Genomic DNA, 21,954 nt, shown 5'->3' with positions numbered 1-21,954 from the left:
AATATTCACTTTAAAGTCAAAATGACTACGAAACCATTCAAAATTCACTCATGCAAATTCAAACACCAGATTGGGTCAAACACGCAGTTTTCTACCAAATTTTCCCCGACAGATTTGCCAGAAGTAAACAACCCCGCAAACGCCTATTAGGTAACGCCACCTGGGAAGACTGGGAAGCCATGCCCACACTGCAAGGATACAAAGGTGGTGATTTATGGGGCATTATGGAACAATTAGACTACATCCAAGACTTAGGCATTAACGCCATTTATTTCACACCCATATTTCAATCTGCTAGTAATCACCGTTATCACACCCATGATTATTATCAAGTAGACCCCTTGTTAGGGGGTAATTCTGCTTTCCAAGAATTACTAGATGCAGCCCATCAAAGAAATATTAAAGTTGTTCTAGATGGAGTATTTAATCACGCTAGTCGCGGATTTTTCTTTTTTCATGACATTTTAGAAAATGGCTCTTATTCACCGTGGCTGAATTGGTTCAGAATTGAGGATTGGCCGCTTGCACCATACACTGGTGAATTACCTGCTAATTACGTGGGTTGGGCAAATAACCGCGCCTTGCCTGTATTTAACCACGATAACCCAGAAGTGCGGGAATATATCATGGAAATCGCCGAATACTGGATTAAATTTGGCATTGACGGTTGGCGGTTAGATGTACCTTTTGAAATTAAAACCCCTGGTTTTTGGCAAGAATTTCGAGAACGAGTCAAAGCCATTAACCCTGATGCTTATATTGTCGGGGAAGTGTGGGGAGATTCCCGTGAATGGTTAGATGGTAAGCAATTTGACGGTGTGATGAACTATTTATTTGCCGGGCCGACCATTGCCTTTACAGCAGGCGATCGCGTAGTCTTAGAGGAAGTGCAAGGCCGCGACTATCAACCATCTCCCCCCTTATTTGCCGCAGAGTACGCCGCCAAAATTGAAGAACTACTGCAACTTTACCCCTGGGAAATTCAACTTACTCAACTTAATTTACTCGCCAGTCACGACACAGCCAGATTAATTACCATCGCTGGTGAGGATAAAGCCAGTGTAGAACTAGCCACCCTGCTATTACTCACCTTTCCTGGTGCGCCCAGTATTTATTATGGTGATGAAGTCGGTTTACCAGGGAAACTAGATCCCGACTGTCGTCGAGGTTTTCCCTTAGAAGCCAATTGGGACAAGGAAATTTACCAGACTCACTACCAATTAATTGCTTTGCGTCATACCTACCCAGCCTTACGCATAGGTGAGTATAAAGTTATTTCCGCCCAGGGAGCATTATACATTTTTGCCCGCACTTTCGGGACAGAGGAATTAATTATTGCCGTCAACGTTGGTACAGCATCAGCACAAGCCGATATAGATATTACGAATTTGCAGACTCAACCCAACAAACTGTTATACGGTAAAGCACAATTCAACTGGCATAGTGCAGGAGAGACAAAACAGCTTTCCTTAAATATTCCCTCACGTAGTGGTTGCATTCTCGGTTGATAGTAGTAGGGTTGAGGGGAAAGAACTGAATTAGTGGAGACTTTCTCTATCCCCTGTCCCCTGTTTCCTATCGCCCGGCAACCATTGCCGGCATTAAAACTCCATCAATAACATGAATTACACCATTATCAGCAACGATATCTGTTTGTAGTACTGTGGCATCATTCACCGTAATCACACCATTATTACATTGAATGGCTAGAACAGATCCTTCAATAGTTTCTGCTTCTTCGATTTGCAGTAAATCATCAGAGCGGACATCACCAAAGGCTACATGATAGGTGACAATTTTCTTCAACTTAGGGATGTTTTGCTGTAATGAGTCTAAACTCCCTTCTGGTAGCTTTGCAAAAGCCTCATCAGTAGGTGCAAAGAGAGTAAAAGAACCAGGACTTTTGAGAGTATCTATGATTTTTACAGCTTCAGCCACCTGCAACAACTTTTTGAAATTACCAGCTTTGACAGCAGTTTCCACAACGTCAGCCATGATATTTTGTTAATAAATTAACTTCACTGTTATCACCAACATATAGACAGACAAAACTAATTGACCTCTATCAATAGAAAGGTTAATCAAGAGTTATAAATTATACACAGCACTTTGGAAGTAAGTTAGGTACACTATGAGTAATAAGTAATAAGTAATAAGTAAATTTTTTACTCATTACTCATGACTTTTTTCAATCAGTTGCTGTACCTCATTTCATTCCATTCCTGAAGTCCCAAAGCGATAGCCCTTACCATAAACTGTATGAATCAAAGGTGTTTCCTTACCTACTTCAATCTTGCGCCGCAGTAGACGAATTAATGCAGCTATGACATTACTGCTCGGCTGTTCTTCACCTTGCCAGAGAGATTCCATAATCTGAGCATGAGTGAGTAACTGTCCCGTATGTTCCATAAAGTATTGCAATAGCTGGCTTTCCTTCTGGGATAATTCAATTACCCTTCCTTGACGATAGGCAAGTTGATTTTCACAATCGAGTTCTAAATCAGCTACAGTTAATCTTCCTGTGGTAGTTTCATAACTCTGTGCAGTAGAACGACGCAATAAAGCACGCACTCTAGCCAACAACTCCCGCAGTTCAAATGGCTTGACTAAATAGTCATCTGCACCAGCATCTAAGCCTGCTACTCTGTCATCTAGAGTATCCTTGGCAGTAAGAAATAATACAGGGGTAATCTTACCTTGCTGACGTAATTCTTCGCAAATGTCTAAGCCTGTTTTTCCAGGTAGCATCCAATCTAAAATTAGTAAGTCATAACTGCCTGATTGTGCCATTTGCCTGCCAATTGTGCCATTATAAGCAGCATCCACAGTGTACCCCTCACGAGTCAACACGCGACTTAAAGGATCAGTGAGTTCTACTTCATCATCAACTAATAAAATTCTCATGGTGCTTGGTCAGCAACAGCCAACAGCAAAAAATGTGTAATTTAGATGGGTGAGAGCGTATTCTCAATCTTATACTGTAGGGTGCGTCAGTGCCTTAGAGCCGAAGGGAGAGTGTCAATCTCCCCTACACCCCTAAACAGCTAAAAACTTTTGAATTACGTCTTGACTGAGTTCGTCGGTTGAACCGGAGGCGACAATTGCACCTTTTTGCATGGCGTAGTAATAATCGGCTTGGCGGACGAAGTGTAGGTGTTGTTCTACTAGTAAAACAGAAATGCCTGTGGTTTCAATGATGCGGCGGACTGCGGCTTCTATTTCTAGGATGATGGAAGGTTGAATACCTTCGGTGGGTTCATCTAAGACGAGTAATTGGGGTTGTCCCATTAAAGCACGAGCGATCGCTAATTGTTGCTGCTGTCCACCACTTAAATCACCACCCATCCGCGACAACATGGTTTTTAACACAGGAAATAAACTAAAAATTTCTTCAGGAATTTCGGCTTTTTTTACTTGTTTTTGTCTAGCTTCTAATCCCAATAAGAGATTTTCTTTAACTGTCAAACGAGGAATAATTTCTCGTCCTTGGGGAACATAGCCAATCCCCATTTTTGCCCTTTGGTCTGGTGATTTTGAGTTAATTAAATTCCCTTGTAAATTAATAGTGCCAGTGCGCGGTTTTAGTAACCCCATAATTGTTTTAAGTAGAGTTGTTTTACCGACACCATTACGTCCAATTAAGCATACCATTTGCCCTGATGGTACATTCAAATCAACGTTGCGAAGGATATGGCTTTCACCGTAGTAAACGTTAAGGTTAGATATATTTAGCATTGGTTAATAGTCAGTCAATAGTCATTATTTATCTCCCCCTGCTCCCTGCCCCCTGCCCCCTGCCTTAATTTATTCCTGCTGTTGTCCCAAATAAACTTCAATCACACGGGGGTCATTTTGGACTTCTTCAAAATTACCTTCACAAAGTACCGAACCTTCATGTAAAACTGTAACTTTTTTGGCGATTTGTCGGACAAATTCCATGTCATGTTCAATTACTAAAATTGAATGACTCTGCGCTAAGGTTAACAGTAATTCACCAATATTATAAGTTTCTTCATCAGTTAAACCTGCCACTGGTTCATCTACAAGTAGTAAATCGGGGGATTGCCCTACTAACATTCCAATTTCTAAACGTTGTTTTTCGCCGTGGGATAACAAGGCGGCTGGAATGTCTGCTTTAGAAGTTAAGCCAATGGTTTCTAATAGTCCTTTAATCCTATTTTTTTCTGTGGTTTGAGAACGACTAAATAATGTTGAGAACACATTTTTATTACGGTTACTAGTAATTTCTAAATTTTCCCTCGGTGTTAAGTTGAGATAAACTCTAGGTGTCTGAAATTTACGCCCAATTCCTCGCCGGGCAATTTGATGTTCTGGTATAGAGCGTAAGTTTTTACCTTTAAATAAAACTCGCCCTATTGTTGGTTGTACTTTACCTGTAATTACATCTAAAAATGTGGTTTTACCTGCACCATTAGGGCCAATCACTACTCGTAATTCACCCACATCCATACTAAAATTTAGTTGGTTGAGGGCTTTAAACCCGTCAAAACTGACAGTGACGTTTTCAGTTTCCAAGATTTTGGCGTTCATTTTGTACTTCTGGGTCTGTTTCTAAGCTGGGATATGTAGAAATTTTTTGAGGACGTTTGAAAAGAGCAATATTTTGATGACGCAACCAACCGACTACACCGTCAGGAAGAACTGTCACAACTATTAAAAATAGTGCGCCTTGGAAAAATAGCCAGATTTCAGCAAATTGTTCACTTAAAAAAGCACGGGCATAATTAACTAATAATGTGCCAACAAATGCCCCGATTAATGTAGCACGTCCCCCGACGGCTACCCAAATCACCATTTCAATAGAAAAAGCAATATCCATTGCTCTAGGTGAGACAGAACCACTTTGCAGGGTGTAAAATGCTCCTGCTATGCCTGCGATCGCACCCGAAACTGCAAAGACTAAGGTTTTAAAATCTGTAGGATCATAGCCGGAAAATCTCACCCGACTTTCATCGTCTCGAATAGCTATTAATAATCTGCCAAAGCGTCCACTTGTCAACCAACGACAAACCCCGTAGGTAATGGCAAGAAACAAGACTGTTAGGATATAGAAAACAAATTTTGTTTGCGGAGTATTGACATTTGCACCAAACAGAGTTTTAAAGTCTATCAGTCCATTTGTGCCGTTAAAAAATTGTTGTTGACCATTAAAAAAGTTAAAAAATACAATAATTGCAGCTTGAGTCAAAATTGAAAAATAAACGCCTTTGATACGATTGCGAAAGACTAAATATCCCAATAATCCTGCAAGTAAACCAGGGATAATGACTACAGCCGCTACTGCTATGGGGAAAGAATAAAAAGGTTTCCAAAACCAGGGAAGTTCAGTCACACCATACAATCCCATAAAATCAGGTAATTCACCCTCTGGGATTTGCAGTTTCAGATACATTGCGATCGCATATCCACCCAGACCAAAGAATATACCATGTCCTAAACTCAGTAAACCAGTGTAACCCCAAATCAAATCAATCCCTAAAGCCACAATTGCCAAAGACAAAAATCGCCCCAACAAATTCAAGCGAAAATCCGACAACACCAATGGCATAATCAAAATTAGGATAAGTGCGATCGCTACCACCACCCCAACCTCAATTAATATTAACCGTTCTCCCTTCTTCATCCTCTGCGTCCTCTGCGCCTCTGCGTGAAATTAAAATCATTAAACATCAACAGTCCGGCCTTTCTGCGGAAACATCCCCGCCGGCTTCCACTGTAAAAATACAATAATCAACGCAAATACCATCACCTTAGCCATACTTGTAGTTGCAAAAAACGTCAAGAAATCAGCTAAAGGCTTCACCGGAGACAACAACAAAGCCAAAGTCCCAGAACCAATTAAAAAGTTAGCTGTACCAATAGCCAAAGCAGCGACAATAGTACCCGCTAAATTACCCACACCACCGACAACCACCACCATAAACGTATCAATGATGTAATTTTGCCCAGTATTTGGCCCTACCGAACCGAGTAAACTAATTGCACAACCAGCCACCCCAGCTAAACCAGAACCCAAAGCAAAAGTAATGGCATCAACTTTTTGAGTGGGGATACCCAAACAAGCACTCATACTGCGGTTTTGTGTGACAGACCTAATTCTTAAACCCCAGCTAGAACGTTGTAAAAATAGATAAATTCCTGCTACACAAATTATTGTCAAAGCAATAATAAATAACCGAGCAAATGGCAATTGCACACCAGCTAAAGATACACCAGTTCGTAACCAACTAGGAGCAGTTACATCCACATTTTGCGCCCCAAACCAAGGTTGAGTAACCGCTAATTTATAACTTTGACTTAATAAATTACCCGTAGTGATGCTGATACCCAAAGATAGTAAGAAAATTACTGCCACTACCCAGTTACGAACTTTCTCTAAATTCGTGCGGGAATTTAAAAACCATAAACCCCCAAAAAACAACAGAGAAAATAACACTAAGCCAATAAATAATACCCAGTTTACACTCCGAACAAACTGCTGAAAAATTAAACTGACTCCCCAAGTTGCCAACAAAGTTTCTAGGGGTCTACCATAAAGGTAACGAATTACGCCTCTCTCCAAAATTAATCCAATAAATGCGGTGAAAATGAAAGCGATAATTAACGCCAAAAATATATAAGTTTCAAACCAAAAACCGCCCAATTGCTTACAAACATTCTGCACAACAAATGTTGTATAAGCACCAAACATCATCAATTCGCCATGCGCCATATTAATTACGCCCATCAAGCCAAAGATAATGGCTAATCCCAAGGCAGCAATTAATAACACTGAACCGATGCTAATGCCATTAAATACAGCATCTAAAAAACCTATTAACACTTAATTTTTTCCTCAATAATTATCAGTAATAAGTCAATAGTCCACAGCCCGAATATTAAACTAATTCGCAATCCGACTTTTCACAGGATCTGGAAAACCCCTCTCCATAGAGTGAAGCTCTTCTCGTAGAGTACCTCTCCCCTACCAATGTAGAGACGTTTTATGAAACGTCTCTACATATTCCCCCTTCCCTACTAGGGAAGGGGGTTAGGGGGTTAGGTTTTGCATTAATAACTATTGACTATTGACTATTGACTAATCACGCTTTCTTGTATTTACCACCTTTTGCTGGATCTGACCAATCACAAGCATATCCGTTGGTTTCTTTGACAAATTGATTCCAAGGAACTGGCTCAACTGGTGCAGGTGTTGCGTAAACAATCTCAAACAAACCATCATCTCTAACTTCACCAATTCGCACAGTTTTAGAGATGTGATGATTGGCATTGACTGTTACTTTACCTTCAGGTGCATCTATGGTTTGACCATAGGCCGCAGCACGGACTTTTGCTAAGTCTGTAGTACCTGCTTTTTCTACTGCTTGTTTCCACAAATAAACGGCAATATATGCAGCTTCCATTGGGTCATTTGTCACCCGATCTGCACCATATTCTTTTTTAAAAGCTTCGACAAATTTCTTATTAGCAGGAGTATCTACTGTTTGGAAATAATTCCAAGCAGCATAGTGTCCTTTAAGATATTCAACACCGATGGCTTTCACTTCTTCTTCGGCAATACTGACAGACATAGAAGGATATTTATCTGGTGTTAAGCCTGCTCCTTTTAATTGTTTAAAGAAAGCGACATTACTATCCCCATTTAAAGTGTTGTAAATTACCCCACCATTGGGTAAAGCTTGCTTAATTTTGCTGATAATTGGTGTAACTTCAGTATTGCCTAATGGTAAGTAATCTTCTCCAACTGTTTTGCCTCCTAAAGCTTCCAATTGAGCTTTAATAATAGTGTTAGCAGTCCGAGGAAAAACGTAATCTGAACCTACTAAAAAGAACTCTTTGCCTTTATTTTTTAACAACCAATCAACAGAAGGTTCGATTTGTTGATTTGGTGCTGCACCTGTGTAAAAAATGTTTTTAGAACATTCTTGACCTTCATACTGTACGGGATACCACAGCATATGGTCTTTGCTTTCAAAAACTGGCTTGACGTTCTTACGACTAGCGGAAGTCCAACAGCCAAAGACTACAGCTACTTTATCTTGATCAATTAGTTTAGTGGCTTTTTCTCTAAAAGTATCCCAGTTAGAAGCACCATCTTCCACTACTGCTTCAATTTGTTTACCTAAGACCCCACCACCTGCATTAATTTCCTTGATTGCTAGTTTCTCAGCATCCACAACACTTTTTTCACTAATGGACATTGTGCCACTGAGGGAATGTAGAATCCCAACTTTGATGGTATCTCCACTAGCCGCAGCTACTGGTGAAGTATTATCAGAGGTCGTTGGTGTATTTGTACCGCTTGGTGTATTGTTGGCGCAAGCCTTCAACAAAATGCTGCTAGCAATAGTTGCAGAACTGTAAATTAAAAACTTGCGTCGCTTAAATTGTCTACTCATCTGTTGATTAATTTTCCTGTCAATGAATTGGCTAGTGCAGGACAGCAAGAAGCTTGACCTGTGGAATAAGGAATAGTGATGGCAGCCAATCTCACAAGATTAACTTTTAAACTGTGATATTAGTGCGATTTTTAACTTGTGAAATGTTATACAGTATACAAAAATCCTATTTGGTACAACAGTAAATTCAGTTTTTTAGAATAAATTTAATAAAATTTAATGTAATAAATGTTGTAAGTATAGTAATAATTTGACAAAGTGAAGTTGTTGAGGAGTAGCGATCGCAATTAAAATCTCTGTGGAATAGGTTTGTTCTGATGAAGCAAGTGTTACAAGGGAGACAAGGAGGACAAGGGAGACAAGGGAGACAAGGGAGACAAGGAGGACAAGGGAGACAAGGAGGACAAGGGAGACAAGGGAGACAAGGGGGACAGTATTAAAGCTATCCGAGAAAAATGAGTTCTAAGGAAATATCCCTGCGCCCTGCACAGGAAGCGGACACATGGATACTGAGTGCAATACACATTGCTGCAATTAAAGCTCTGCCGACAACGTTTTATACTCGTCAAGAACTTTTGGCGTGGCGTAATCACTTGGATAAGCCGGATGGCTCTAATATCTTAAAGTATCTGCAATTAGAGACTATCAGGGTGGCAATTGAGGATGAGATAATTGCAGGATTTGCCAGTTTTACCTTGAATGAACTCATTAGTTTATATGTCCATCCTCGCTATCAAGGAAGAGGAATTGGCCGGACTTTAGTAGAGGATTTTTGTACGAGCGCATTAGGTCAAGGTTTTGATAGTGTCGTCACTACCGCTAGCCTCTATGCTGAAGGTTTTTATTTGCGTTTGGGATTTATTCCTATTCAAAGAGTACCTCATCATTTAGGGCGTGGCTTAGTAGTGCCTGTGACTGAGATGACTAAGGAGTTAGATAGTAGTTGAGTATTGAATGGTGTTAGCTGTAAAGGGGTGATTTATTAAAAATTAATTAAAATTATCAAATGTATGATTGCTGGGGATTTCAAATTACAATTGAAGTAACTTTTTTTAATATATTAAAATTTTGTATTAAAATTCTGATTTAACTTTTTTCAAACCTTAATTTATCATACCTGAGCTAATTTGTTTTAATGACAAGCTGTTTTTGAATGAAATTTGAATAATGCAAGCAACTACTAAAAATCAAAGAATAGTTAAAACTGTCCGTTCTTCTGCGCTCACCCGTATACGTTTAATAGAGGCTGCCTCACAAGTATTCGCTAGCTTGGGTGTTCAAGGGGCAACTACCCGTGAAATAGCTCGTGTGGCTGGTGTAAATGAAGTAACGTTATTTCGACATTTTACTAGTAAAGAGCAACTGTTAAAAGCTGTGATTGAAAATGCGATCGCACTGCAAACTGAAGCCCTCGCTCACCCGGAAGCATGGACACAGGATTTAAGAACTGATCTCAATAACTATGCCCAGATGTATAATGCCATGTTGATGGCACAAGAAGACTTAATTCGTACTTTTATCGGTGAAGCCAAGCGTCATCCAGAAGCCGCCAAGCAAGTTATAGAAGAAGCCGCTAGGCCTTTGGGAGAAAAACTCATAGCTTACCTGGAATCTTGCCAAAAACGTGGAAGTGTCAGAGCAGAGATAAATGCACAAATAGCGGTTGACATCTTTCGGGGAATGTTACTAACTGGAATGTTGTGTAATGATGTCAAATCCCCAAACCACAGCTATAGCAGTCAGGAATACATTGCCAGCTGTGTAGATATTTTTGTCAGGGGAATAGAGACTGAGGGTTGAGGAGGCAGGGGGCAGGGGGCAGGGGGAAAAAGAAGAAAATTATGGAGAGAGGTATTTAATTTTGAATTTTGAATTTTGAATTTTGAATTGGAGCGAAGCGACTTGACTCCGTTGAAATAATTTCGCAGCGTCACACACCCTATAAGAAACTACATGAATCCAATACATTGGATTTTCAACAATAATGGGTATTACTAGTCAACAGTCAACAGTCACCCGATGAAACCTCAATTTCAATACACCAAAGCCCAGCCAGAGGATATTGGGCAGTTAGGACATATCCTCGAACAGTGTTTTATGATGTCGGCTGGTGATAGTGCAAATTATGCCAATTTTGTGGGTTTAGATAATTGTCGTGTGATTTATCGAGATCAACAAGTTGCTGGTGGCTTGGTGATTTACTCGATGGCTCAGTGGTGGGGTGGTGAGTGTGTACCGATGGCGGGAATTGCGGCTGTGGGTATTGCTCCAGAATATCGTGGAGATGGTGCTGCGATCGCACTTATGCAAAACGCACTCCAAGAAATCCACTCCCAACAAATCCCGATTTCGGTTCTATATCCAGCTACCCAACGCCTATACCGCAAAGCTGGATACGAACAAGCGGGTACTTACTGTATTTGGGAAGTTCCTACACAAAGTATTCAGATAACAGAAAATTGTTTACCTGTGCAAGCTGTAGACTCTAAAAATTACGAGCTATTTCACAGCCTACATCAGCAACAGGCAAAACTCACCCACGGTTATTTAGACAGACATCCTGGAATCTGGCAATTATTGCTACACACAGAACCATCGGATACTGTCTACTGTTATTTAATTGGTGAAAAAAACCAACCCCAAGGTTATATCATCTTTATTCAAGAACGCACCAAAGACGGCTCAATATTAGGTGTGCGAGATTGGGTGTTGCTTTCCCATGAAGCTGTAATTACCTTTTGGTCATTTTTAGCCAAGCATCGTTCCCAAATTGACAAAATACGCTGGAAAAGTTCAATTACTGATGCTCTAACATTAGTTTTACCGGAACAAACTGCTAAAATTTACCAGAGCGATCGCTGGATGTTAAGAATAGTTGATGTATGCAAAGCCTTAGCTAGCCGTGGTTATCCCCCAGAACTAGCAGCAGAATTACATTTAGAAATCCAAGATAACTTATTAAGCCACAACCAAGGTAAATTTATTTTATCTGTTGCCAACGGCCGGGGTGAAGTCATCAAAGGAGGTAAAGGAGACTTCAAGCTAGACATTCAAGCATTAGCACCCTTATATTCCAGCCTATTTACTCCCCATCAACTACAACTAGCCGGAAAACTAAATACAACAGCCACAGCACTCACCACCGCCACCCAAATATTTGCCAGTGCCTCCCCTTGGATGATGGATTTCTTTTAACAGTGCTAGGTGAACTAAGTAGAACGACTTGAAAAAACCAAACTATGTAAAGTAATGTAAAAAAAATGAATTTAGTTCGTAGTAAGGACTTTAGTCCTCTCTTAAGGACTAAAGTCCTTACTACAAACCTTTAATTATTTACACCGTTCTACTTACAAACTACAAATTACGAATTACAAATTACGAATTACGAATTATTATTATGCACCATAGTTCTGGACGCTGGCGTTTCGGGCTGGCGTTATCTTTATTAACTGTTTTTTTATGGGGTGTACTACCAATTGCCCTGAAGGTGGTACTGCAAACCTTGGATGTGTACACCGTGATTTGGTTTCGCTTTTTGGTGTCGTTTATTTTATTAGCTATATATCTGGGGATGCGTGGTAAATTGCCACCCTTAAGACAATTGAGTCCTAATAGTTGGAAATTATTAGCGATCGCTACTTTTATGTTAGCCGCTAATTACTTATTGTTTATGAAGGGTTTAGCGTTAACTTCCCCTGCTAACGCGGAAGTGATTATTCAATTAGCTCCCCTACTATTAGGTTTTGGTGGTTTAGTCATCTTTCAAGAAAGATACAATTTGCAACAATGGTTAGGTGTGGGTGTATTAACTTTAGGTTATGTGTTATTTTTTCGCGCCCAAATGACTAATCTAATTAGTTCTACTAATACCTATGTTTTCGGCAGTGCTTTGGTAGTATTAGGGGCAGTAGTTTGGGCAATCTATGCTTTAGCTCAAAAGCAATTATTACAGTCTCTATCTTCTGCCCATATTATGTTGATGATTTACGGCGGATGTGCTGTATTATTTACTCCCTTAGCGAAGATAGAAACAATTATTACCCTGAGTAATTTTCATTTAATAACTTTGGTTTTCTGTGGTTTTAATACACTCATTGCCTATGGTGCTTTTGCCGAATCTTTAGAACATTGGGAAGCCTCAAGAGTCAGTGCTGTGTTAGCATTAGCACCAATTGTCACCTTAATAGCAGTAGAGTTAACATCGCTAATTGCACCTAGTTTAATTCCTCCAGAAAGACTGACAATTTTAGGTATATTAGGTGCATTGTTAGTAGTAGGTGGTTCAATAGCGATCGCACTCAAGGAAAATAGGAGATAGGTAAGCTGTTGGACATTTAATTTGCATATTCACATTGCAGGAGGACAAGGAGCAGGAGGCAGGGGGCAGGGGAGCAAAGGTTTACAGCTTTTTTAGACAAATCAAATCATGCAACTTATAGGTGTAAGATTTTAAATTTATACGAGAAAAAGAAGCTCAAAAAAACTTAACGTTTAAAGCTACATCAAAACTACTGAGGCAGTGACTTTTAACATTTGCTATAATTATTAGCGTTAGTGTCAGGCATCAATTTACATCTCTGCAAGGGTGAATCTTTTTGTACCTGTATATCTAGTAAAGAGCGGAATTTTTACGCCAAATTGCTGGATCTGTAACGCTATTACACATTTAAATTACACAGCAATCATCCTGTTGACTGTGATAGTAGCTAACAGTAGGTAACACAATGATCAAAATCTGAGCATAATATATGACTCATATTTGATTTTCTCACAAATACGTATTCAGTCCACTACATATAATTAATTACGAATTACGTTAGCGTAGCGGGGCGCAGCCCATTACGAATTACGAATTACGAATTAATCCAACTGGGTGTCAGCATTCCTACCAACAATCAGCATTACACCACTAAAACAGTTGAGCAATGAATAGTTTATTGAAGAAGTGGACTAACAAAGTTAGTAAACATTCACTGTTGTTAGTTCTCTCAACACTACTACCAACATTGGGAGTTCATCATCAAGTTATAGCAGCAGAACGAGTCTATACTTCTTATTCAGGATTAGAGTTATCTATTTCTGTTGCTAGTTTAGAAGCATACGCCAAAACAGGTGTATTCAATGAAGAATTAGCAATTTCTCAGCAATATTTATCTGGTAAACAGTTTCAAGAATTGCGGCAAATTTTATCTACCCCGGTAAAAGTGAGTTCTGTAGTGTTGTCGCAATTTCTGCAAACTCCCCAAGGTGAATTTTTACTGCGGCGGTTGGCGGAAGTAATTCAAAGTAAGAGTATACAAACACAACCACAATTAAATGCTTTACGTTCCGCGTTAGTGTTAGCAGCTAATGAACCAGAAGGGTTAACTTTATTAAATTTATTACGCAAATATCCGGCTGACGGCATCTATATTAATTTAGCCCAAAGTTTCACGATCGCTAGGGAATTACAGAAAATTGTTCATCAAACTCATCAGGCGATCGCAGTTGTTACGAATAAATCGAATTTAGAAGCTGCTAATATACAAACTACCAAAGGTTTATCTCAATTACCAGATTTAAGCAATCAGGGAAACATCCCGGCGCAAAAACAGACTTTGAGGTTGTTTGATTCTACACGGCATCGGTTATTGGTAACTGATATTTATCTTCCACGTATACAACAAACTGCGCCTGTAATTGTGATTTCTCATGGCTTGGGTTCAGACAGCAGTAACTTTGAGTATTTAGCTAGCCACTTAGCATCTTATGGGTTTGCCGTAGTTGTTCCTAATCATCCCGGTAGTGATGCAGGGCAAGCGCGACGTGTGCATCAACAAGGAAATGATGTCATATCAGTAGAGGAATTTCAACACAGACCATTAGATGTCAAGTATATTTTAGATCAATTGGAAATCAGTAATCAGTCTCATGGTGAGTTTAAGGGTAAATTAAATCTGCAACAAGTGGGTGTGTTTGGGCAATCTTTAGGAGGCTACACAGCTTTAGCGTTAGCTGGGGGTAAAATTAACTTTGAGCAATTGCAACAAGACTGCAAACCAGAGAAACTCAACAAAACCTGGAATATGTCTTTATTATTTCAGTGTCGTGCCTTGGCATTGAAAGATAATTACCCATTAAATAACTTACAAGATCAACGAGTCAAAGCTGCGATCGCAGTTAACCCCATCACAAGTTCTATTTTTGGCAAAGCTGGGATGAATCAGATTAAAATCCCTGTGATGCTCATTGGTAGTAGTGAAGATACAGTTGCACCAGCTTTGTATGAGCAAATCTTACCCTTTTCCTGGCTAGCTAATTCCCCCAAATATCTCGCCATGCTTGTGGGTGGAACTCATTTCACCACCATTGGCAATAGTCACCCGAGTAGCCAGCAAGTAGCTTTATCTCAAGATTTAGTAGGGGATGCAGTGCAAGCACATCGCTACATGAATGTTTTAAGTTTACCTTTCTTCCAAACCTATGTAGCTAAAAATGGACAATATGCACCCTATTTAAGTGCAGCTTATGCCAAAAATATTTCTACTAATTCTCTGGCTTTGAAAATTGTTCAATCTCTCACCACCACAGAATTAGCACAGGGGTTAAGTGCTGAAGCTAATACCATTAACCCACAATATTAAGTAGAACGGCGTGAATAATTCAAGGTTTGTAGTAGGGACTTTAGTCCTCTCTTAAGGGCTAAAGCCCTTACTACAAGCCAATTCAATTAAATTTTACATTACTTAATGTAGTTTGTTTTTTTCTCGCCGACTTACTTAATTAAAACTGACGCAGGTGTTAAAAATAGGGTGTAGAGGTTTAGGGGAAGAAAAAGGTTGTCTTCTATGCAAACGAGAACTGGGCAGTATTGCCAGATGCCAGATTCAAATTGAGATTATCGGCAGTAAAACCAGTTACACCTTTTAACTCAGCTAATAATTCACCTGCACCAAATTCAGCATTACCATTTATACCGTCACCTAAATGGAAGTAAGTATTACTACCATTTACCACCACATCGATCGCATCAACATTTTCAAATTGTAATAAGTCACCACCTGCACCACGCTGGAACTGATGGATAATATCACTACCATCACCCTGGCGATATATGACCGTATCAATATGGCGATCGCTTCCTAAATACAGAGTATCATTTCCCCAACCACCAATCAGAATATCTGCACCAGTACCACCATGAAGGATGTCGTTACCTTCACCACCGCGCAAAATATCATCGCCACTCAAACCCCAAATCTTGTCATCACCACCTTGGGCATTAATCACATCATCGGAGTTGTCAAAACCACGCACATAATTATCTAAATCATTCAGAAAGGTAACAGTGTTACGATTCCAAATTGTATTTTGGGTAGAGTCGCCATTGAAGACATCAAAACTATCTTGCAGGGTTTCATCACCATCAAACACAATATTACCAATCTGACCGTGTTGACCACCAGGAATTGCCAAGTTATCCAGGTTTTCGAGAGCAAAGTCCTTGAGAATCACTTGGGTATCATCAACCCCTTCAAAACTGACAACTAAATCATCACCAGTTTGGGTAAGGAGCAAGTTTTTGGCAACTAAACCCTCTCCTGTAAATATGAGTTCGTCAAAAGTTTCCTTGACTTCCACTGAGGGATTACTGCCCCGACCTACACCTGTAAAATCTTCTACCTCAATCGTGCCATCACCTCGGTTGACTTTGACTGGATAGATATTGCTATCAGCATTTGCCGTTGATGCAGAGTTTTGAATGAAACGCACCCCACCTAGATCCCGCAATCTACCATCGAATTGCACAAAGATTGCGCCGCCACGTCCTTGACCATTCTCAAAGCCACTACCACCAACGGCAGAATTGAACAGAAATGTACTGTTGCTGACGCTAAAGGTTGCGCTGTTAGAGACAAAGACTGCACCGCCTAAACCTGCACCACCGCCGCCTTGTCCTCCCACACCACCGTTACCTGGACTGTTACCAGTAAACGTTGAGCGACCATTAGTCCCATTAGCTCCAGCGCGTCCATCCCCAGCAAATGCGCCACCTAAGCCCCCAGAACCGCCAGCACCACCGGGGCGAGCTTGTCCTCCCAACACGTTAGCACCGCCGCCGCCGCCGCCGCCGCCACCGCCACCGCCAGCACCATAGCCACCAAAACCACCACGGCCGCCACCACCGCCACCAGTCGCATCTCGGAAAGCACCAGCACCGCCCGTACCGCCACCACCACCGCCGCCACTACCACCAGCGACCCCAAAGCCTCCTGAGCGACCACCGAAACCGCCACCAGCTCCCAAACCTGTACTTCCGACTATTCGTCCGCCCACACCACCACTACCGCCGCTCGTTGGGACTATCCCTCCAATAGCGAAGAAACTTGGTAAGCCACCACTACCACCCGGAAAGCCATTGCTTCCAGCCGAGGAATCATTTCCACCCCGCCCACCGTCACCACGACCAGCAAAACTATTACCTCCGACTGCGCGGTTATCAAAAAACACCACATTATCTGCGGTGACATTAGCACCTGGATTCAGAAACAGGCCGCCTCCAGCCCCTAAACCGCCACCACCGCCTCGACTGCCATTTCCTCCTTGAGCAAGACCCCTGTTAATGTGCAGATCATTAAATGTAACAGTGCTGTTATTGATGAGAAATATAGAAGTGCGCCCCTGTCCATTGAAGCCACTAGAGCTAGTGCCATTCCCCTGGAAGTTAATGTTATTGCCTGGTCTGATGACAATTGGGCTATTTAGTAGAGCAATGCTATTAATGGCGATCGTATCAGTTCCAGGTAGGGCTTCTGCGGCTGTTACCGCTTCTCGTAAACTTAATAGCCCGTCTGTGGCATCAACAACATCATTGAGTGTAGTGACTGTAAAAGTTGCCATGTGAGTATCCTTTGATGAGTAAATGATTGATTTATTTAGTAGGGTGCGTCAGTAGCAATAATTTCTCGGTATAGTTAGGTGTTTTCACACTGACGCACCCTACATTTGAGATATTGTTATCGGGAAGTCGTTAACCAAAACGTTGGCTACGATGTCTACCCATTTATTACCGTCATGATTTTTAGAACTGTTGTATAGCTGGAGTATCCTAGAAAATTCCTGGTTGTGTCGATACAGAAAAGTTAAGGACTTGGTGATGTGAGTTAAGTCTGTCAGTGGTCAAATTAATCTTTGTTCTCTGGTAAAAACTGCATAACTTTTATGTATCGACTTGATAAAACATTGAATCTATGGTGATAAAAGTAAACGCTATTTCAACACAGGAATTAACTTATGTTACTGTCTTATCGCGGTTCTTATTATGAATTTAGCTCCACAAAAATAGCACAACAGCAAGATTTGAACACAGCCAAGTATCGTGGAGTTAGTTACCAAATTGCCAAACCTACAACAGTTGCATCTCAACCTCAATTGCAACTGAAATATCGAGGTGTTACCTATATGAGTAGGGTTTAGTGTAGGGCGTAGGGTGTGGATTTTCCTCCCCACCAAAGTTCAGATGCCTGCGGCAATCCGCTAAAGCGTCTACGGCGGAAGCCGCCGCTCTGAGTTCTCGCTTTATTGCCGTTGTGTTACGGCAGTGTGAGCATTTGAGTATGAGCGAAAGTATAAATTGCCGTAACGCACCGTGTGATTATGGTGCGTTACGCGTTGCTATAACGCACCCTACAATTTAAGCTTTACTTTATAAATCATCTCTAAGTAATAAGTAATAAGTAACAAGTAGTGAGTAATAAGTAATAAGTAAATTTCGGTTTTTCGGCTACTTTTATAGTGAAAACAAATTTAAATAGCTAGAAGCATTAAAAGCCAGGGTTTTTAGCTTACTAACTACATAATTTTTCTACATCGACATAGTTATTGCAGTTGCAATATAACCAAATTAGTTCAGCTAAGTAGAACAGGGTAAATAATTAAAGGTTTCTAGAGAGAAGTTTAGTTCTCAAATCAGGACTAAAGTCCTTACTACGAACTCAATCTTAGTCTTTTTACATTACTTAACATAGTTCGTTTTCTTCAACTCGTTCTGACTTGGAAAAGGGGTATAGGGGTGTAAGGGTATAGGGGTATAAGGGAAAGACTTTTTCATGTGTTCTGGTGTACGCAGTTTATTGGGTCATCTCACCACATTACCATTCTCACCTGCCGAAAAAAATCGCTCTCCGCTTTGGGTGAGCAACACGCTAAACGCGCTCAAAGCAGCATTTTCCATCCCGTAGCGAGTGTTTTTGTCCGCGCGTTTGTCCGGTAGCGACGACAAACGCTGCCGAAATGAACCGAAGATGGTGTTGAACAAATCCCGTTTTTGCAACCGCTCTAGCTCTCTTGGATTTCTCAGATGTCATTACAATACCAAACCGAGATTCCCACTGCTTGAACAACTTCTTGCCAAAAGGAGAATTGCTGGGGTTTTGACTCAGAACTGGTGCGCGTACAGTACCTCCATCACGTCGCAGATATAGGTGATGCCCGAATAATCTGTGAAAAACTGCGCTGCGACCTCATCTGAAATCTTCACGGCCATATCTCGATTCGGGGTGAGTACCTCAAACTTTACATTGGTGTAGATGTCGCCAACGTTGGGTTGTCCCGACGAGCGCACGCCACGACTGCCTTTACCTCCAGCCGCCACCACCGTATAACCGGTAGCACCGGCTTCGTCGATGATCTTGGCGACCTTTTTCAGCAGCACCTTTTCTGTAACGATGACGAGCTTGCTGGCTTTCTGGGTCATGTGGTTTACCTCCTGATACTTTCTATTACGACACTTCAAGGCAAAACCACAGAGTCTTGCTTTGAACTATATATTTAAGTTTATGCTAAAGATGGGCAAATCTACTCACCTCAGTTGAGAAAAATTGACTCAGATTAGCGGAAGTATTTGATAACAAACACTTATCTTTTTGACGATATAGCCAACTGCGATTGGCAGCACTATCTAACGCAATTTGGCAAGTGCAGTTATAGAAAGCCCTTCTTAATAGGAACAACGTATAGATAAAGGTCTATGATTGCAATTTACATTGATCAGAGAATATATGGGTTTTCTGAGAATAAAAGGAAAACTTATGATTTGAATTTGAAATTAGTTAGCAGATCAATGTAGAGCGATCGCAAATTTGTACGGCTTTTAAGATAAAGTGAAGCACATATCTGCCGTTCTGACATCTAATATCTGAAATCAAGGAAGAATTACAAGCTGGATTTCTTCTCCAATTTCTTGATGCGCTTCTAAATATAAACGTAAGAATATCGTTCAAGGCAAAAGCATAGATGAACAAGTTTGACTCAACTAAAATGCGAACCAGATTTGACAACACCAGTGAAGGTTGGCTAGTGCAGGTATATAGTAGCGATCGCCGCCTGCTGTGCGTACTTGATTCGTCTCACGCCTGGACTTTTTTGTTGGGCTGTGGGTTTGGTCTCATACTGGCGGTGGGATGGTTTAACCTCGCCAGTCACAGTCCGTCCACAACTTCTGTGCCGTCAACAACTCCCTCCGAAATGCAGATTGATTAGCTTTGACAAAGAAGTGCTTTCTATGACTGCACTTCTTAAACAGTAAACAGTAAAAAGTTCTCAGTTAAATCTTGGAGGAAACACCACACTAATTGGTGGAAGGCGTTAGTAGCGGGTCTAAACCTACGTCGATACACCTGATAACTGAAGTTTAATAGCAACAATGTATAGATAAAAATCTATGATCGCAATTCACATTGACCAGGGATATAGAGGTTTTTTGAAAATACAAGTAAAACTTATGATTTGAATTTGAAATTAGTTAGCAGATTCATGTACAGCGATCGCAAATTTGTGCAAATTTTAAGATAAACTTAAGCTTATGTCTGCCATTCTGAACTTTTTTGGATTCAAAATGCAAAATGCAAAATTAAGAAGAAGATTTATTTTGAATTAATTAATTCTGGGTGCAAGCCCCCACTGAATAAACTTCAGTGGTCTTCAATCAGTAGTAGGTTCAAACTCCTAATGATTGCAATTTTGAATTGATAATTTTGAATTTTGAATTTGTCTTCAATCAGTAGTGGGTTCAAGCCGCTAATGGTTGCAATTTTGAATTGATAATTTTCAGTTGTTTTGACCCCTAATAACCTGAATCAAGGAGGAGTTACAACGTGGATTTTTTGTCCGATTTCTTGACGAAATTCGGGGCGCAATTGCAGTCCCCGACACTCGGCTTTCTGCTTGGTGGTATAGTCATTGCGTCCCTCGGTAGCCAACTACAAATTCCAGATGCGATCTATAAGTTCATCGTCTTCATGTTGCTCATCAAAGTCGGACTGAGCGGCGGTATTGCGATCCGCAATTCCAATCTGACGGAGATGCTGTTGCCTGCGCTGTTCGCCGTGGTGATGGGTATCCTCATCGTGTTCATCGGACGCTACACCTTGGCCAAGCTGCCGGGCATCAGAACCGTGGATGCCGTTGCGACTGCGGGCTTGTTCGGTGCTGTGAGTGGCTCTACCCTCGCCGCCGGGATAACGGTCATGGAAGCGCAAAAGATGACATACGAACCCTGGGCTGGCGCACTCTATCCCTTCATGGACATCCCAGCACTCGTGACTGCGATCGTTGTGGCCAGCATTTATACCAACAAGAAGCGCGACAAGTATCTCAGCAAGGACGAGTATCTCAGCAAACAGGCAGTCGCCGCAGGGGAGTATCCCAGCGAGCAGGAGTATCCCACCACCAGACAGGAGTATCTCAGCCAGCAGCGCGGTAGCGCAGGGAATCGGGTCGAGATATGGCCTATCGTGAAGGAAAGTCTCCAGGGTTCTGCCCTATCTGCACTGCTGCTCGGCCTCGCTTTAGGCATAATAACCCGGCCGGAAAGTGTATTTGAAAGCTTCTACGAGCCTCTATTCCGGGGACTGCTTTCAATACTAATGTTGGTAATGGGTATGGAAGCTTGGTCAAGGATTGGTGAGCTACGCAAGGTAGCCCAGTGGTACGCAGTATATGCCCTGATAGCACCTCTACTGCATGGGTTTATTGCCTTCGGTCTTGGCATGATTGCCCACTACGCCACGGGTTTCAGCCCTGGGGGTGTCGCGCTCCTAGCCATCATTGCCGCCTCCAGTTCAGACATTTCAGGGCCTCCCACTTTACGAGCTGGTATCCCGTCAGCCAATCCATCTGCCTACATAGGTGCGTCCACAGCCATCGGCACGCCTGTTGCGATCGCCTTGGGAATACCGCTTTTCATCGGACTCGCCCAGGCAATGATGGGCAGCTAATCTCAGACTGGTGGCGGCAAACCGCTATTAATGCTTTACACGTAATAGCGGCTCCAGTCACCAAACTGAATATCACACCAATTTGGGCAATGGCTACTAAGTTGGGGTTGAGCCGACATACAGATACTGTTGGCAAATTCCCCAAAGCCTTTAGTGCGTTACGGCTTACGCCTAAAACATTCTAAATACACTATAATTTCTACATATATTACATTTTTACATTTTTTCAGATGGGCTAACGCTTTTAAACCTGGGTTACTACACCCTACACCCTACCC

19 protein-coding genes are annotated in these 21,954 nt (G+C 41.4%); 10 read left to right on the top strand and 9 right to left on the bottom strand.

Annotation, left to right across the window (positions count from 1 at the left end; translation table 11 throughout):
* Window positions 1–50 precede the first annotated feature (50 nt).
* The gene (locus ACPZ3T_RS17840) at window positions 51–1,508 is read left to right on the top strand and encodes a glycoside hydrolase family 13 protein (RefSeq protein WP_490270806.1); all 1,458 of its coding nucleotides are present in this window, start codon (window positions 51–53) and stop codon (window positions 1,506–1,508) included.
* A gap of 67 nt (window positions 1,509–1,575) precedes the next feature.
* Here ACPZ3T_RS17840 and ACPZ3T_RS17835 read toward each other — a convergent pair whose 3' ends face one another.
* From ACPZ3T_RS17835 to urtA, 7 genes are all read right to left on the bottom strand, one after another.
* Complete coding sequence (locus tag ACPZ3T_RS17835; RefSeq protein ID WP_490270805.1) at window positions 1,576–1,995, bottom strand: fasciclin domain-containing protein; 420 nt, start codon at window positions 1,993–1,995, stop codon at window positions 1,576–1,578.
* A 216-nt stretch (window positions 1,996–2,211) separates the two neighbouring features.
* Window positions 2,212–2,904 carry a two-component system response regulator RppA gene (gene rppA, locus ACPZ3T_RS17830; RefSeq protein WP_490270804.1) on the bottom strand — a complete coding sequence of 231 codons (693 nt, stop codon included), beginning with the start codon at window positions 2,902–2,904 and terminating at the stop codon, window positions 2,212–2,214.
* A 132-nt stretch (window positions 2,905–3,036) separates the two neighbouring features.
* A complete protein-coding gene (gene urtE / locus ACPZ3T_RS17825; RefSeq protein ID WP_490270803.1) occupies window positions 3,037–3,735 on the bottom strand; it encodes an urea ABC transporter ATP-binding subunit UrtE in 699 nt (232 codons plus the stop codon).
* A 69-nt stretch (window positions 3,736–3,804) separates the two neighbouring features.
* Window positions 3,805–4,551: an urea ABC transporter ATP-binding protein UrtD gene (gene urtD, locus ACPZ3T_RS17820; RefSeq protein ID WP_490270802.1), complete on the bottom strand. Its 747-nt coding sequence runs from the start codon at window positions 4,549–4,551 to the stop codon at window positions 3,805–3,807.
* Window positions 4,526–5,644: an urea ABC transporter permease subunit UrtC gene (urtC, locus tag ACPZ3T_RS17815; protein WP_490270801.1), complete on the bottom strand. Its 1,119-nt coding sequence runs from the start codon at window positions 5,642–5,644 to the stop codon at window positions 4,526–4,528. The genes urtD and urtC overlap by 26 nt, the downstream gene beginning before the upstream one ends.
* A gap of 39 nt (window positions 5,645–5,683) precedes the next feature.
* The gene (gene urtB / locus ACPZ3T_RS17810) at window positions 5,684–6,844 is read right to left on the bottom strand and encodes an urea ABC transporter permease subunit UrtB (RefSeq protein WP_490270800.1); all 1,161 of its coding nucleotides are present in this window, start codon (window positions 6,842–6,844) and stop codon (window positions 5,684–5,686) included.
* Between the two features lie 259 nt (window positions 6,845–7,103).
* Window positions 7,104–8,420, bottom strand: coding sequence for an urea ABC transporter substrate-binding protein (gene urtA / locus ACPZ3T_RS17805; RefSeq protein WP_490270799.1), 1,317 nt, complete (start codon window positions 8,418–8,420; stop codon window positions 7,104–7,106).
* Between the two features lie 317 nt (window positions 8,421–8,737).
* On the opposite strand from urtA, the gene ACPZ3T_RS17800 reads away from it, so the two are divergent.
* From ACPZ3T_RS17800 to ACPZ3T_RS17775, 6 genes are all read left to right on the top strand, one after another.
* Window positions 8,738–8,860 carry a hypothetical protein gene (locus ACPZ3T_RS17800; protein ID WP_490270798.1) on the top strand — a complete coding sequence of 41 codons (123 nt, stop codon included), beginning with the start codon at window positions 8,738–8,740 and terminating at the stop codon, window positions 8,858–8,860.
* A 15-nt stretch (window positions 8,861–8,875) separates the two neighbouring features.
* Complete coding sequence (locus ACPZ3T_RS17795) at window positions 8,876–9,367, top strand: GNAT family N-acetyltransferase (RefSeq protein WP_490270797.1); 492 nt, start codon at window positions 8,876–8,878, stop codon at window positions 9,365–9,367.
* A gap of 220 nt (window positions 9,368–9,587) precedes the next feature.
* Window positions 9,588–10,220: a TetR/AcrR family transcriptional regulator gene (locus ACPZ3T_RS17790; RefSeq protein WP_490270796.1), complete on the top strand. Its 633-nt coding sequence runs from the start codon at window positions 9,588–9,590 to the stop codon at window positions 10,218–10,220.
* Window positions 10,221–10,439: 219 nt separating this feature from the next.
* Window positions 10,440–11,615, top strand: coding sequence for a GNAT family N-acetyltransferase (locus ACPZ3T_RS17785; protein ID WP_490270795.1), 1,176 nt, complete (start codon window positions 10,440–10,442; stop codon window positions 11,613–11,615).
* 202 nt (window positions 11,616–11,817) lie between these two features.
* Window positions 11,818–12,738: a DMT family transporter gene (locus ACPZ3T_RS17780; RefSeq protein ID WP_490270794.1), complete on the top strand. Its 921-nt coding sequence runs from the start codon at window positions 11,818–11,820 to the stop codon at window positions 12,736–12,738.
* A gap of 607 nt (window positions 12,739–13,345) precedes the next feature.
* Window positions 13,346–15,043 (top strand): alpha/beta hydrolase, encoded by a 1,698-nt coding sequence (locus ACPZ3T_RS17775; RefSeq protein ID WP_490270793.1) that lies wholly within the window; start codon window positions 13,346–13,348, stop codon window positions 15,041–15,043.
* A gap of 202 nt (window positions 15,044–15,245) precedes the next feature.
* Here ACPZ3T_RS17775 and ACPZ3T_RS17770 read toward each other — a convergent pair whose 3' ends face one another.
* On the bottom strand, window positions 15,246–17,300 hold the full coding sequence (locus tag ACPZ3T_RS17770) for a hypothetical protein (RefSeq protein WP_490270792.1): 2,055 nt from the start codon (window positions 17,298–17,300) through the stop codon (window positions 15,246–15,248).
* Between the two features lie 393 nt (window positions 17,301–17,693).
* Between ACPZ3T_RS17770 and ACPZ3T_RS17765 the strand changes: the two genes are divergently transcribed.
* Window positions 17,694–17,876 carry a DUF4278 domain-containing protein gene (locus ACPZ3T_RS17765; protein ID WP_490270791.1) on the top strand — a complete coding sequence of 61 codons (183 nt, stop codon included), beginning with the start codon at window positions 17,694–17,696 and terminating at the stop codon, window positions 17,874–17,876.
* 961 nt (window positions 17,877–18,837) lie between these two features.
* On the opposite strand, the gene ACPZ3T_RS17760 is transcribed toward ACPZ3T_RS17765, so the two are convergent.
* A complete protein-coding gene (locus ACPZ3T_RS17760; RefSeq protein ID WP_490270790.1) occupies window positions 18,838–19,155 on the bottom strand; it encodes a P-II family nitrogen regulator in 318 nt (105 codons plus the stop codon).
* A gap of 539 nt (window positions 19,156–19,694) precedes the next feature.
* On the opposite strand from ACPZ3T_RS17760, the gene ACPZ3T_RS17755 reads away from it, so the two are divergent.
* Window positions 19,695–19,940, top strand: coding sequence for a hypothetical protein (locus ACPZ3T_RS17755; RefSeq protein ID WP_490270789.1), 246 nt, complete (start codon window positions 19,695–19,697; stop codon window positions 19,938–19,940).
* A 614-nt stretch (window positions 19,941–20,554) separates the two neighbouring features.
* Window positions 20,555–21,676 (top strand): sodium-dependent bicarbonate transport family permease, encoded by a 1,122-nt coding sequence (locus ACPZ3T_RS17750; protein WP_490270788.1) that lies wholly within the window; start codon window positions 20,555–20,557, stop codon window positions 21,674–21,676.
* Window positions 21,677–21,954: the final 278 nt, after the last annotated feature.

This window comes from Aliinostoc maniaoense, from assembly GCF_058172895.1.
The sequence above is the reverse complement of the archived record's forward strand: the minus strand, read 5'-3'. Positions and strand labels throughout refer to the sequence as shown.

What these genes read in the sequence shown, in the direction of transcription:
- ACPZ3T_RS17790 (WP_490270796.1), top strand. Translation starts at nt 9,588, where the DNA reads ATGCAAGCAACTACTAAAAATCAAAGAATAGTTAAAACTGTCCGTTCT.
- ACPZ3T_RS17770 (WP_490270792.1), bottom strand. Translation starts at nt 17,300, where the DNA reads ATGGCAACTTTTACAGTCACTACACTCAATGATGTTGTTGATGCCACA.
- ACPZ3T_RS17835 (WP_490270805.1), bottom strand. Translation starts at nt 1,995, where the DNA reads ATGGCTGACGTTGTGGAAACTGCTGTCAAAGCTGGTAATTTCAAAAAG.
- ACPZ3T_RS17785 (WP_490270795.1), top strand. Translation starts at nt 10,440, where the DNA reads ATGAAACCTCAATTTCAATACACCAAAGCCCAGCCAGAGGATATTGGG.
- ACPZ3T_RS17760 (WP_490270790.1), bottom strand. Translation starts at nt 19,155, where the DNA reads ATGACCCAGAAAGCCAGCAAGCTCGTCATCGTTACAGAAAAGGTGCTG.
- ACPZ3T_RS17795 (WP_490270797.1), top strand. Translation starts at nt 8,876, where the DNA reads ATGAGTTCTAAGGAAATATCCCTGCGCCCTGCACAGGAAGCGGACACA.
- ACPZ3T_RS17800 (WP_490270798.1), top strand. Translation starts at nt 8,738, where the DNA reads ATGAAGCAAGTGTTACAAGGGAGACAAGGAGGACAAGGGAGACAAGGG.
- rppA (WP_490270804.1), bottom strand. Translation starts at nt 2,904, where the DNA reads ATGAGAATTTTATTAGTTGATGATGAAGTAGAACTCACTGATCCTTTA.
- ACPZ3T_RS17840 (WP_490270806.1), top strand. Translation starts at nt 51, where the DNA reads ATGCAAATTCAAACACCAGATTGGGTCAAACACGCAGTTTTCTACCAA.
- ACPZ3T_RS17780 (WP_490270794.1), top strand. Translation starts at nt 11,818, where the DNA reads ATGCACCATAGTTCTGGACGCTGGCGTTTCGGGCTGGCGTTATCTTTA.
- ACPZ3T_RS17765 (WP_490270791.1), top strand. Translation starts at nt 17,694, where the DNA reads ATGTTACTGTCTTATCGCGGTTCTTATTATGAATTTAGCTCCACAAAA.
- urtD (WP_490270802.1), bottom strand. Translation starts at nt 4,551, where the DNA reads ATGAACGCCAAAATCTTGGAAACTGAAAACGTCACTGTCAGTTTTGAC.
- urtE (WP_490270803.1), bottom strand. Translation starts at nt 3,735, where the DNA reads ATGCTAAATATATCTAACCTTAACGTTTACTACGGTGAAAGCCATATC.
- urtA (WP_490270799.1), bottom strand. Translation starts at nt 8,420, where the DNA reads ATGAGTAGACAATTTAAGCGACGCAAGTTTTTAATTTACAGTTCTGCA.
- ACPZ3T_RS17775 (WP_490270793.1), top strand. Translation starts at nt 13,346, where the DNA reads ATGAATAGTTTATTGAAGAAGTGGACTAACAAAGTTAGTAAACATTCA.
- ACPZ3T_RS17755 (WP_490270789.1), top strand. Translation starts at nt 19,695, where the DNA reads ATGAACAAGTTTGACTCAACTAAAATGCGAACCAGATTTGACAACACC.
- urtC (WP_490270801.1), bottom strand. Translation starts at nt 5,644, where the DNA reads ATGAAGAAGGGAGAACGGTTAATATTAATTGAGGTTGGGGTGGTGGTA.